The sequence below is a fragment of the Streptomyces sp. NPDC026394 genome, from assembly GCF_055567735.1.
The window spans coordinates 138,233-150,921 of sequence record NZ_JBVHPX010000004.1 but is presented as its reverse complement, the minus strand read 5'-3'; the positions used below and the strand labels follow the sequence as shown (position 1 = coordinate 150,921).

Genomic DNA, 12,689 nt, shown 5'->3' with positions numbered 1-12,689 from the left:
TGCCCGGGTCAGGCCCGCAGCCAGACCGCCGTGTCCTGCGGCAGCGCGCCCACTGGAGTCAGCGGGCCCGATGCCAACAGAAGTTCGGAGTGCGGGGGCAGCGCCATGGCAGCCGTGCCGAGGTTGACCAGGCACAGCACGCTGCCGCCGCCCGGCACGTCGCGCGCGAAGGAGAGCACCTGCGGCGCGTCCGTGGGCAGCCAGCGCAGCGGGCCCGCGTCCCGGAAGGCGACGCGCAGCCGCAGCGCGGTGCGGTACAGCGAGAGCATCGAGTCCGGATCGGCGGCCTGCCGTTCGGCGGCGTACCGCTCCCAGCCGTCGGGGCGGGGCAGCCAGGACGGGCCGTCGCCGTCCGCGTGCCAGGGCAGCGGCACCCGGCAGCCGTCCCGGCCCGGGGCGGTCCCGCCGGACCGGGCGTACATCGGGTCCTGGATCAGCTCGCGCGGGATCTCGGCCTCCGGCAGGCCCAGTTCCTCTCCCTGGTAGAGGTAGACGGACCCGGGCAGCGCCAGGGTGAGCAGCGCGGCGGCGCGGGCCCTGCGGGTGCCCAGGGCGAGGTCGGTGGGGACTCCGAAGCGTTTGCGCGCGAAGGCGAATCCGGTGTCCTCGGCACGCCCGTAGCGGGTGACCGTACGGGTCACGTCGTGGTTGGCCAGCAGCCAGGTGGCGGGGGCGCCGACGGGGGCGTGCGCGGCCAGCGTGAGGTCGATGGAGGCGCGCAGTTCGGCCGCGTCCCAGGGGCGGGCCAGGAAGTCGAAGTTGAAGGCGGTGTGCAGCTCGTCGGGGCGCAGGTAGCGGGCGAACCGCTCGGGGTCGGGCAGCCAGATCTCCCCGATCAGCACGGCTCCGTACGCGTCGGCCAGCCGCCGCCAGGAGCGGTAGATGCCGTGCAGTTCCGGCCGGTCGTGGAAGGGGTGCGGGCCGCCGTCACGGGGCATGTCGGGCAGGCCGTCGGCCTTGGCGAGCAGCGCGGCGGAGTCGATGCGTACGCCGTCCGCGCCGCGCTCGAACCAGAACCGCAGCACGTCCTCGTGCTCGCGGCGGACCTCCGGGTGGCTCCAGTCGAGGTCCGGCTGCCCGGGGCTGAACAGGTGCAAGTACCACTGCCCGTGCTCCGTACGCGTCCAGGGCACGCCGCCGAACTCGCTCACCCAGTCGTTCGGCGGCTCGGTGGAGGGCGGCCGGAAGTGGAACAGGTCCTGTTCCGGCGATCCGGGGTCGGCGGCGAGCGCCGCCCGGAACCACGGGTGCTGGTCGGAGACGTGGTTCGGCACGATGTCCACGATGGTGCGCAGGCCCAGCCCGTGCGCCTCGGCCAGCAGTTTCTCCGCCTCGGCGAGGGTGCCGAAGGCCGGGTCGACGGTGCGGTAGTCGGTGACGTCGTAGCCGCCGTCGGCGAGGGGGGAGAGGTACCAGGGGGTGAACCACAGGGCGTCCACGCCGAGTTCCGCCAGGTACGGCAGCCGGGCGCGGACCCCGGCCAGGTCACCGGTGCCGTCGCCGTTCCCGTCGGCGAAGGAGCGGACGTACACCTGGTAGATGGCGGCGGTGCGCCACCAGCCCGTGCGGGACAAGGGGAGTCCTTTCGTACGCGGTGCGAGGTGTACGGGGGAGCGGGGGACGGCGCGGTGCGGTCAGCCCTTGAGGCCGCCCGCGCCGAGACCGGCGACGATCTGCCGCTGGAAGGCCAGGAACAGCGCGATCAGCGGCAGCGAGGCCAGGACCAGGCCCGCCACCAGGCTGTTGAGCGGGGTGTCCTGGGCGACGCGCTGGAGGAAGACGCTCAGCGGCTGCTTCGCCGGGTCCGGCAGGACCAGCAGGGGCCAGAGGAAGTCCTTCCACGCGGCGACGACCGACAGGATCGACACCACGGCGAGGATCGGCCGGGACAGTGGCAGCACGATCCGCCACATGGTGCCCAGCGGCCCGGCACCGTCGATGCGGGCGGCGTCCAGCAGCTCGTCCGGCACGCGGTCGAAGAAGTTCTTCAGGAGGTAGATGCTGAAGGCGTTGGCGGCGGCGGGCAGCCAGACCGCGCTCGGACTGTCGATCAGGTTGCGGTGGAACAGCGGGACGTCGACGACCGTGAGGTAGACGGGCACCAGCAGCGCGGTCGCGGGCATCATCAAGGTGACCAGCATCAGCCCCAGGACCACGTTCCCGAACCGGGGCCGCAGCTTGGACAGCGCGTACGCCGCCGGTACCTGCACCGCGAGCTGGACCAGCCAGGCGCCGCCCGCCAGCAGCACCGTGTTCAGGAAGTAGTGGGTCAGGTCCATCTCCCGCCAGGCACGCCCGTAGTTCTCCGGGTGCCACTCGGCGGGGACGTAGGTGGGCGGGTTCTGCGCCAGTTCGGCCGGCGATTTCATCGCGCCCGTCACGGCCCAGTACAGCGGCACCAGGAACGCGACGGTGAACAGCGCCAGAGCCACGGCCAGCACCGACCAGTAGACCAGCTTCCCCTTGCGGGTGCGCAGGACGGCGGGACGGACGAGCGTACGGGTCGAGGCGGCCATCAGCCCTCCTTGGTGCGGGTCAGGCGCAGATAGAGGGCGGAGAACGCGGCGAGGACGAGGAGCAGCAGCAGGCTGAGCGCGCTCGCGGTACCGAAGTCGTTGTAGACAAAGGCATAGCGGTAGACGAGGAACATCACGGTGACCGTGGAGTCGTCGGGCCCGCCGCCGGTCATCACGTACGGCTCGGTGAACACCTGCATCGTCGCGACGATCTGGAGCAGCAGGAGGACCAGCAGCACGAACCGGGTCTGCGGAACGGTGACGTGGCGCAGCCGCTGCCAGAGGCCGGCGCCGTCCAGCTCGGCGGCCTCGTACAGCTCGCCCGGGATGGTCTGGAGCGCGGCGAGATAGATCAGCGTGGCGGTGCCCATGTTGGCCCAGGTGGAGACTATCACCAGGGAGACCAGTGAGGTGGACGAGGAGTCGAGCCAGGCGGAGGTCGGCAGGTGGAGGGTGCGCAGGACCTCGTTGAGCAGCCCCGGGCCCGGGTCGTAGAACCACTTCCACATCAGCGCCACGACCACCGGGGGCAGCATCACCGGCAGGTGGACCAGCACGCGGAAGTACGCGCGGGCGTGCCGGAACTCGTTCAGCAGCACCGCGGTCAGGAACGGCACGAAGAAGCCCAGCACCAGCGCGTACGCGGTGAACACCGCGGTGTTGCGCCACGCCGTGGCCAGCAGGGGGTCGGCGAAGAGCTTCTCGAAGTTGCTCAGACCCGTCCAGGTGCTGCCGGTGGCGAAGTTGACGTCCTGGAAGGCCAGGAGCACGTTGCGGACGATCGGCCACCACGAGAACAGCGCGAAGACCACCACGGCGGCGCACAGGAACCCGTACGCGGTCAGGTGCTCGCGCACCGAGCGGCGCAGGCGGGCGGCGCGCCGCCCGTGCGTCGCAGTGGCCGGTGACCGGGACGACGGCTTCTTCAGCAGGGGCGCGGTGGTCATCGGAGCGCGCTGTAGATCTGGTCGGCCTTCTTCTGCGCGGTGGCGAGCAGCGCGTCGATGTCGGCGTCCTCGTCGGTGAGGACCGCCTGCATCGCGTTGTCGAGCACGGCGTAGACCCGTTGTGCCTCCGGGGGTTCGAGGACACCGGTGACGCGGGGCGCCGCGTCCATGAAGGGCTGGTAATTGCCTACGGGGATGTTGGCGTACCTGCGCTTGGCCGCCTCCACCCGGTCGCGGACGGAACCCTTCCAGATGTCGGGGGTGGGCGGCATGGGCAGTCCGACGGGCAGCTTCGCGGCGAGGTTGTCCCGGATGTTCTGCTCGACGAGGTCCGGGTCGAGGTACTTCCATTGCAGCCACTTGATCCCGGCCGCGATCTTCTTCGGGGACGCCTTGGGATTGATCATGTACCCCTCGCCGCCGATCAGGGTGGCCCTGCCGTCGGGTACGGGCGCGAGCCCGTAGTCCTGGTACCTGCCGCCGAACTGCTTGGCGATGACGGTGATGTTGTCGGCCGCGGCGATGTACATCCCGAGTTTGCCGCTGCCCATCATGCGCTGGACGTCCTCGGCCTGGAGCAACTGTTTGCTGCCCATCGAGTTGTCCTTCCAGCGCATGTCGTGCAGAGCCTGGAGGGTGGCCCGGCCGGCCGCCGAGTTGAAGGCGGCCCTCCAGCGGCCGTCCTGCTCGGTGGCGATCCGGCCGCCCCGGGAGTACAGCTCGGCGGTGAAGTGCCAGCCGCCCTGGTTGTTCTTGGAGAAGTCGGCGTAACCGGCGGTGTTGTCGCCGAGCGCGGCGATGCGCTGCGCCGCGGTCCGGACGTCCGCCCACGTCCGCGGCGGCTTGTCCGGGTCGAGCCCGGCCTTCTTGAACAGGGTGCGGTTGTAGAGCAGCCCCATCGAGTAGTTGGCGGTCGGCAGGCCGTACTGGCGGCCCTTCTCGTCCTGGAACACCTTCATCAGCTCGTCCTGGACGTCCGCGCGGTGCGGCATGTCCTTGACGTGGTCGGTGAGGTCGGCCGCCTGATGCTTCGCCAGCAGGCCGCGGGCGTCGGTGAAGTAGACGTAGAAGACGTCTTCGAGTTTGCCGCCCGCCAGCTTGGCGTTGAAGGTCTTCGGGTCCATGAAGCCTTCGTGCGGCACGATGTCGATGCCGGGGTTGGCCTTCTCGAACTGCTGCACATGCTTGTCGAAGAGCGCGCGCTCGAACGCCTGCGTCGTGGGCGGCTGCCCGTTGACGGTGAGCCGCACCGTGCCGCCCGGGGCGTCCTCGGCGCTGTCGCTGCTGCTGGTGCCGCAGGCGGTGAGCGCGGTCAGGGACGCGACGGCGAGGCAGGCGAGCGTGCGTCCGCGTTTTCTCGTGGATGACATCGGTGGACCCCTCTGAGCGTGAGCGAGGCAGCGAGCGAGGCGGCGGGCACTGGCGCTCACTCAAGCATTGGGGTCAGGGGAGCGCAATATCGCGCGCGTAATCTGCAAATTATCGACAGCGCCTTGGGCAGCTCGAAGCCGACGCTGCCGGGGCTTCCGGCACTTTCGGCGGCTTTCCGGCGGCCGTGCGGGCTACCGCGTGGCGCGCGGCCCCGTCGATCCCCGTACGACCAGCTCCGGTTCGAACAGGATCTCGTCGCGGACCACCTCCCGGCCGTCGATCTGCGCCGTCAGCAGTTGGACCGCGGTACGGCCCAGCGCGTCGATCGGCTGCCGGACGGTCGACAGCGGCGGCTCCGTCACGGTCATCAGCGGCGAGTCGTCGTACCCCACCACCGACACGTCCTGCGGCACCCGCAGCCCGCGCCGGCGCGCGGCCCGCACCGCGCCCAGCGCGATGATGTCGCTGGCGCAGACGATGCCGGTCACCCCGGCGTCCAGCAGTCGGGAGGCCGCCGCGTGGCCGCCCTCCATCGAGTACATCCCGCGCACCACGTGCTCCGGCGGCAGCCCGGCGCCGCCCGCGGCCCGGGCCGCCGCCTGCCCGGCGGCGAGCTTGCGCCGCGAGGGCACGTGGTCGGACGGGCCGAGCGCCAGGCCGATCCGTTCGTGCCCGAGCGAGGTGAGGTGGCGCCACGCCTGCTCCACCGCGACCGCGTCGTCGGTGGAGACGCAGGGGAAGTCGAGGCCCGGGATCGGCGCGTTGACCAGCACCACGGGCAGGCTCCTGGCGTGCAGCAGCCGGTAGTGGTCGTGCGGCGCGTCCGCCTGGGCGTACAGCCCGCCCGCGAACACCACGCCGGAGACCTGCTGCTGGAGCAGGAGGTCGACGTAGTCCGTCTCCTGGATGCCGCCCGGTGTCTGGGCGCAGAGGACGGGGGTCAGTCCGCGCTGGGCGAGCGCGCCCCCGACGACCTCGGCGAAGGCGGGGAAGATCGGGTTCGACAGCTCCGGCAGCACCAGCCCGATGAGCTTGCCGCGCTCGCCGCGCAGTTGGGTCGGCCGCTCGTAACCGAGCACGTCCAGTGCCGTGAGTACCGCCTGCCGGGTGGCCTCCGAGACACCGGGCCTGCCGTTCAGCACCCGGCTGACGGTCGCCTCGGAGACGCCGACCTTCTTCGCCACCTGCGCAAGTCGTCGCGTCATGTACGCAACGCTAGCGCAAACGACGCAAGTATTTGCGGGGTCACGGGAACGCGAGCGGGCCCGAGGGCGGGTGCGGCGGCGCGAGAGCGCACCGGTGCCCGTCGGACCCGCTCCGCCGCGGCCGTCGCCGTCACATCAGGACGGCCGGCCGCGACCGGTTCAGCGGACGAACTTCCAGCTGACCTGCGGGACCATGTCGGTGCCCGCGGGCACCAGCTTGCGGAAGGCCGCCTGGCTGAGGTCGATGTGGGTCGGGGCGCAGGACGGGCACTTGTCCTTGACCGGCACGGTGATGGTCCTGCCGTTGTACGAGACCTGCACCTTGATACCGGCACAGAGCGGGTCGTTGTTCGGGTTGGGCGAGGTCCAGTAGGAGGCCGAGACGGCGACCAGGTCCTGCGAGGTGGCGTCGATGGGCGTGCCGCAGGCGCCGTAGCCCTTGTCGTTGTAGTAGGTCATCTTGCCGTTCATGGTCTGGCCGATCGGCACGGCATGGGCCGTGCCCGTGCCGAGGGCGATGCCGGTGACGGCTATCACGCCGCAGACCGTCGTCTTCCAGCGTCTGGATGCGCGCATGATGTCTCCTCGTCCGAGTGGGTTCGGGTACGTTCCGGGAGATTTCTCGGGCAGCCGTTGCCGGGCGGCGGTGCGCCCGGCGATGCGCAACGGCAGGGAGCGGCCGACGCGTTGCCGCCGTCGGCGCGCGCTCGGCGCGCCGGCGCTCGGGCTTCAGGGGGCGGCGGCTCACGGAGCACTCCCGAGCACATGAGTGTCATGGACCGCGGCCGCCTCACAACCCCCAATGGGCTCAGATGTCCTGAAGTCGCGGAAAATGTACGCCGTATTGGCCCGGAACGGACGGTTGGCGTCCACTGCCGGAACCGGACGCGCGGGCCTCGTCCCCGGGCGGGGAACCTCCCGGGGGTAAGCGGCTCAAGCCGGGTGTGAGGGTGACTCGTACGATGACGCCGGAACTGATCGTGATTTTTCTGGAGGGGCCGGATCGTGCCGAGTGGGACCGGTGGAGGACGCGGGCGGCGGCAGGGAGCGTACGGCGTCGATGCCCCGTACGCGTTGTTCGGCCTCGGCTGCGGAGCGGTGGGGTCGACGTTGGCGGGGTTCGGCACGCTGTCGGGGCCCGGGATCGGGGTGGCCTGGCTGCCGTTCCTGTGTGCGCTCGTGATGGCGGTCGCCTTCGCGCTGTACGTGCACGCCACCCGGCGGGGCAAGTTCGCCGTCTGGGAGGACCTGCTGGACGGGCTGGAGCTGCGCGGGAACGAGCGGCTCCTGGACCTCGGGTGCGGGCGCGGCGCCGTGCTGCTGGCGGGCGCCCGCCGGGTGCCGCAAGGCCGGGCGGTGGGGGTGGACCTGTGGCGCGGCGTCGACCAGACGGGCAACGCGGAGAGCGCCACGGAACGCAACGCGCGGGCCGAGAGTGTCCAGGACCGGGTGGAGCTGCGCACCGGCGACCTGCGGGACCTGCCCTTCGGTGACGGCGAGTTCGACGTCGTGCTGTCCAGCCTGGCCATCCACAACATCAAGGGCGCCGAAGGGCGGCGCCGGGCGGTGGCCGAGGCGGTGCGCGTCCTGCGTCCCGGCGGGCGGCTGGTGATCGTCGACATCGGCGGCTCCGTGCCCTTCTACCGCGACGTCCTGGGGGCGTTGCCGGTCAGCGGGCTCGGTGTCCGCTCGGCGGGCTGGCGGATGTGGTGGGGCGGGCCGTGGATGCGTACACGCGTGGTCACCGCGTCCGGCTGACCGGCCGCGCGTCCCGAAGGAAGCGGGCCGGCCGACCGTGGCACAGGCTCTCAGCCCGAGAGGGCGACGTCGGTCACGTGCCGGCCCAGGAGGTCGTGCAGCAGGGCGGTGGTGGGCAGGGCGTGGTGGAGGTAGACGTGCTCGCGGCGGTGCTCGATGACGGCGAGCATCTTACGGAGGGTGGCCGTGGCGTCGTCGCGGCGGCCGGCGTGGTGCTGGGCCTGGGCGAGCAGGCCGAGGTGCAGGGGGAGCCGCAAGTGGGAGCGGGAGGGCCGGAGTTCGGCGAGGCTGTCCCGCATCTGGGTGACGCCCTCGTCGTCGTGGCCCAGGTGGGCCAGGGACCAGCCCTCGGTCAGGCGCAGCATCGCCTTCCAGTACAGCAGCCCGTGCTCCCCGGCCAGCCGTGCCCCTTCGGCGGAGGAGGCCCGCGCGGTCTCGGCGTCGCCTTCCCAGGCGGCGAGGACCGCGTCCACGTACAGGGCGAAGGACCGGTCGGAGGGCCTGCTCTCGTACGCCGTCAGGCCCTGCAACTGGCTCCGGCGGGCGCGGGCGGTGTCCCGGTCGCCCAGGATCCAGTGGGTGAAGGCGTCGTAGGACCGGCAGGAGACCCGCGGGTCGTGCTGGAACGTACGGGCCAGGGCGCGGCCCTCCCGGGCGAAACGATCCGCCAGCCCGACACCGCGCTCCAGTTCCGCGAGTGCCTCCGGCAGCCGGCCGCGTACGTGCAGCGCGACGCCCTTGCCGTACGCCGCGCCCAGCAGGGCCACCGGATGGCGCGTACGGCTGCCGATGTCCCGCAGCAGCCGGGAGAACTGCCGTGACTCGTCGTACCGGCCGGTGACCAGGAACGCCGAGCACAGCGCCCACAGCACCGAAGGGTCCTCGGGCGCCCGGGTGACCGCCCCGAGGGCGCGGCCACGGGTCAGCGCCGCTTCCGCCTCGGCGTCACCGTACCCGCGGACCATGGCGAGCAACTGCCCAAGCTGGATGTACAGCCGCTGCTCCAGCGCGCGGGCGGACGCGTCGTCACGGGGCAGCAGGCCCGCGAGGTGCACGGCCCGGCGCAGCCACGTCTCGACCTTCTCGTACGCCAGGTGCTGCTCGGCCTGCTCGGCGGCGCGCAACAGCCGGGGGAGGGCCTGCCGGGCGGGCAGCGCGTCCTGCGCGTGCCAGGTGTGGTGGGCCAGGCGCTCGAACTCCTCGTCACCCACCTGGGCGCCGCCGCGGGTGCACAGCGATTCGGCCACCCGGGCGTGCAGCCGGTGGCGTTCGTCGCGCGCGAGCACGTCGAGCAGCGTCTCGCGGACCAGCGCGTGCACGAAGTGCAGCCGCCCGGGGTGGTGCGGGTCCTCGCCGAGCAGACCCGCCCGTATCGCCGCCGTCAGGGAGGACGCCACCGGTTCGTCCTCGGTGGCGGTGCGGTGCAGCAGGTCCGTGTCGATCTCGGTGCCGATGACGGCACACAGCCGCAGCACCCGCAGGGCGGGCTCCGGCAGCGCGGCGAACCGCTGGCGCAGCGCCTCCCGCACCCCGGTCGGCACCTGCGCCCGCAGCACGTCGGTGGCGTCCGCGTCGTGCAGGCGCCGCGCGTCGCCGAGCAGCGACAGCAACTGCATGACGAAGTACGGGTTGCCCTTGCTGCGCTCGTGCAGCGCGTCCACGACGTCCGCGCCGACCCCGCGCCCGGCCTGCGCCTCCACCAGGGACGCGACGGCACTGCAGGACAGCCCGCCGAGCCGCAGGGTCTCGGTCCTGGGGCCCCGCAGGACGTCGGCCAGCACCCGGCGGATCGTGGCGTCGGAGTCCGCCTCGAAGTCCCGGGCGGTGAGCACGATGCTGATCCGGTGCCCGTGGCGGCGGGTGCCGAGCAGCCGCAGCAGGTCGAGGGAGGCGGCGTCGGCCCAGTGCAGGTCCTCCAGGAGCAGGACCAGCGGCCGCTCGGCGGCCAGCGCGAGCAGCACCTCGCACACCGCGTCGTGGGTCAGGAACCGCGCCTGGGCCCAGTCGTTCTCGTGTCCCTGCCCGCCGGGCCCGGCCGACCGCTCGGGCATCACCGGGGCGAGCAGCGTGTCGAAGGGCGCGGTGGCGGTGCGGAAGGCGTCCGGCCGGGTGGCCGACAGATGGCGCAGCACCTGGGTCCACAGCCAGTACGGCGGTACGCCCTCACCGGGGAAGCAGTGGCTCCAGACCACGTCGAGCGCGTCCCCGGCGGTTTCCAGCGCCGGGGCCAGCTCCATCAGCAGCCGCGTCTTGCCGACCCCGGCGGCGCCGAGTACGCAGGCCAGGTACCCGTGGCCGGTGGTCGCGCCGGCCGATGCCGTGGTCAGGCGGTGCAGCTCCTGGTCCCGGCCGGTGAACGGCCAGGGCGCTGCCGCCCCTTCGGGCCCGGAGCCCGGGCAGTCGTCCGGGGCGGGCGCCGGCCGGACGGGCGGGCGGGCGACGCCGTGCAGGCGCCGTGGCCCTGTCACCCGTGTGCCTCTGGCCGGTCCCTGCACCGCCGCGCCTCGGTCCGCGTTCCGCGCGGAGCGACGGGGCCGCGCGGCCCGGGCCGGCGCGGCGGCTTCCTGCGGCCGCGCGGCCGCGTCCGCCGCGGCGTGCTGCGACGGGAAGTCCGCTCCCCGCGACGCGCTTCCCGGACGGCCGGGGGAGTCGGGGGAGCCGGCCGGGCCGTCGGGGGCCGGAGCGGCCGCGAGGCGGGCCGCCGGACCGCCGTCGTCCAGTTCCTGCCGGAGGATGGCGGTGTGCACCCGCTGGAGTTCGGCGGCGGTGTCCACGCCGAACTCCTCCACCAGGTGGCAGCGCGTCCGCTCGTACACCTCCAGCGCCTCGGCCTGCCGTCCCAGGCGGGACAGCGCCGTCATCAGATGCCCGACGAGGCGTTCACGGGCCGGGTTGCGGCGTACCTCCAGGCCCAGTTCGGCCGCCACCTCCTCGGCGGCCCCGAGCGCGAGCCGGGCCTCCGCGCAGGACTCCAGCGCGGTGAGCCGGACCTGCTCCAGGCGGGCGGTCTCGTCGGAGAGCGGCGGCTGGGCCCCGAACTCCGTGTAGGGCGCGCCGCGCCACAGCTCCAGGGCCTCGGTGAGCCGGTCGCGGGCGCCGCGCGGGTCGCGCCGGTCCAGGAGCTGCCGTCCGTCGGCGACCATCTGCTCGAAGCGGAACGCGTCGACCTGCTCCGGGGCGAGCTGGAGCACATATCCGGGAGCCTGGTAGCGCAGGACGGACGAGGTGCCCTGGCCGGCTGCCGGGGCGAGCACCCGGCGCAGGTGGGAGAGGTGGCTCTGGAGGGTGGCGACGGGGTGCCGCGGCGGCCCCTCGCACCAGAGCTCCTCGACGAGCAGTTCGGTGGGGACGACTCTGCCGAGGCGGACGAGCAGCAGGGCGAGCAGGGCCCGCCGCCGTGGCGGGCCGAGGGGGAGGTCGGCACCGCCGAGCCGGGCGGACATCGGGCCCAGGACGCGCAGTACGGGCTCGGGGGCGGGCCGGGGCCCGGCGGTGCCCGGAGGCTCCGGCAGGGGTGTGGGGGGCGGGGTGTGGGGTGTGCACATGTCGGTCCCAATCGTTCTCACGCCGGCGGCTGTGCAGGGGGACGTGCCGGACCGTAACCGGATCCATCCGGAAAGTGATCATGGCATATGTGGCGAGGCGTTCAAAGATCGGCAACCAGCCACGGGCAATCGTTCGGCAAGCGGAACGACAAGGAAGCGGAAAGCCGCGGCGGGATGGCCGGCAGGCGTCCGCCAGCGGCCGGACCAAGGGGCCGCAAGGGGGGTGGCACACGATGGCGCCGACCGCCCGACGGTCCGGCCGACCACCCGTCGCCGGACCCGGGCGGGCGCGTCGCACCGGACCGAAGCAACCACCTCGCGAACAGGGACGACATGCTCACAGAAGGCCACGACAGCAGCGCCGGGCGCCGCCCGGCGCACCCCGGCGCGGACCGCACCGGCTCCCCGGCCGCCCGTCGGCCCGCGACCGCCTGAGGGGTGCCGTGCGCTCAGCGATCCTCTTCCCCGGTCAGGGGGCGCAGTTCCGCGGTATGGGTGCGGACGTCTTCGGACGGTATCCCGGTCTCACCCGGTTCGCCTGCGACCTCCTGGAATACGATCTCGTCGCGCTGTGCCGCGACGACCCGGACGGACTGCTTTCGCAGACGCGGTACACCCAGCCCGCCCTCTACACCGTCAACGCGCTGCACACCTTCGAACGCACACGGCGCGAGGACCGGCCGGCCGACTGCTACCTCGGGCACAGCCTCGGCGAATACAACGCCCTTCTGGCGGCCGGCGTATTCGATTTCGAGACGGGCCTCGGACTCGTCAAGAAGCGCGGCGAACTCATGGCCGCGGCGAGCGGCGGCGGAATGACCGCCGTTCTGCACACGACCGCCTCCCGGCTGGACGAGATCCTCGCGCAGGACGGCATCGACGGCATCGACGTGGCGGGGTACAACACCGACGAGCAGATCGTCGTGGCCGGTCCCGCCGGACCGCTGGGCGCCCTCCACGCAGCGCTGGAGCGCAGGAAGATCCGCTTCGCGCCGCTCCGGGTCAGCGCGCCCTTCCATTCCCGTTACATGGCGTCCGCCCGCGCCGAATTCGAGGAATACCTCCGGAAATTCACCTTCGCCGACCCGGACCCGGACGTCATCGCCAATGTCACCGGGCGGCCGTACGAAAAGGGCGCCGTCGCTGCCACGCTGAGCGCACAACTGGTCGAACCGGTGCGCTGGACGGACAGTGTCCGCCACCTCCTTTCCGTCGACCCGGAAACGGAATGCGAAGAGATCGGCGGAAAGTCACTGCTGCGCATGGTGGAAAAGATCCGGGCCGCCACCCCGCCCGCACTCCCCGACCCCCACGACTTCCCCGGCCCCCACGAACCCAGGACCTGAG

The 12,689-nt window shown here is 72.6% G+C and carries 9 protein-coding genes; 2 read left to right on the top strand and 7 right to left on the bottom strand.

Going from position 1 to position 12,689, the window contains the following annotated elements:
* Positions 1-8: 8 nt before the first annotated feature.
* The 6 genes from ACZ4QV_RS12125 to ACZ4QV_RS12100 all read right to left on the bottom strand — a co-directional run bounded on the left by ACZ4QV_RS12125 (position 9) and on the right by ACZ4QV_RS12100 (position 6,615).
* Positions 9-1,574, bottom strand: coding sequence for a glycoside hydrolase family 13 protein (locus tag ACZ4QV_RS12125; RefSeq protein ID WP_467762844.1), 1,566 nt, complete (start codon positions 1,572-1,574; stop codon positions 9-11).
* Positions 1,575-1,634: 60 nt separating this feature from the next.
* Positions 1,635-2,516 carry a carbohydrate ABC transporter permease gene (locus tag ACZ4QV_RS12120; protein ID WP_467762843.1) on the bottom strand — a complete coding sequence of 294 codons (882 nt, stop codon included), beginning with the start codon at positions 2,514-2,516 and terminating at the stop codon, positions 1,635-1,637.
* Entirely contained in the window at positions 2,516-3,463 is a 948-nt protein-coding gene (locus ACZ4QV_RS12115; protein WP_467762842.1) for a carbohydrate ABC transporter permease, read from the bottom strand. Before ACZ4QV_RS12115 ends, ACZ4QV_RS12120 begins: the two co-directional genes overlap by 1 nt.
* Positions 3,460-4,833 (bottom strand): ABC transporter substrate-binding protein, encoded by a 1,374-nt coding sequence (locus ACZ4QV_RS12110; protein WP_467762841.1) that lies wholly within the window; start codon positions 4,831-4,833, stop codon positions 3,460-3,462. The genes ACZ4QV_RS12115 and ACZ4QV_RS12110 overlap by 4 nt, the downstream gene beginning before the upstream one ends.
* A gap of 192 nt (positions 4,834-5,025) precedes the next feature.
* Positions 5,026-6,039 carry a LacI family DNA-binding transcriptional regulator gene (locus tag ACZ4QV_RS12105; protein WP_467762840.1) on the bottom strand — a complete coding sequence of 338 codons (1,014 nt, stop codon included), beginning with the start codon at positions 6,037-6,039 and terminating at the stop codon, positions 5,026-5,028.
* 159 nt (positions 6,040-6,198) lie between these two features.
* Positions 6,199-6,615 carry a cysteine/serine endopeptidase inhibitor gene (locus ACZ4QV_RS12100; RefSeq protein WP_361147588.1) on the bottom strand — a complete coding sequence of 139 codons (417 nt, stop codon included), beginning with the start codon at positions 6,613-6,615 and terminating at the stop codon, positions 6,199-6,201.
* Between the two features lie 429 nt (positions 6,616-7,044).
* Between ACZ4QV_RS12100 and ACZ4QV_RS12095 the strand changes: the two genes are divergently transcribed.
* On the top strand, positions 7,045-7,797 hold the full coding sequence (locus ACZ4QV_RS12095; protein WP_361619332.1) for a class I SAM-dependent methyltransferase: 753 nt from the start codon (positions 7,045-7,047) through the stop codon (positions 7,795-7,797).
* A gap of 50 nt (positions 7,798-7,847) precedes the next feature.
* On the opposite strand, the gene ACZ4QV_RS12090 is transcribed toward ACZ4QV_RS12095, so the two are convergent.
* Positions 7,848-11,342, bottom strand: a complete 3,495-nt coding sequence (locus ACZ4QV_RS12090; protein WP_467762839.1) for an ATP-binding protein — start codon at positions 11,340-11,342, stop codon at positions 7,848-7,850.
* 443 nt (positions 11,343-11,785) lie between these two features.
* On the opposite strand from ACZ4QV_RS12090, the gene ACZ4QV_RS12085 reads away from it, so the two are divergent.
* Entirely contained in the window at positions 11,786-12,688 is a 903-nt protein-coding gene (locus tag ACZ4QV_RS12085; RefSeq protein ID WP_361590252.1) for an ACP S-malonyltransferase, read from the top strand.
* The last annotated feature ends 1 nt before the right edge of the window (position 12,689 follow it).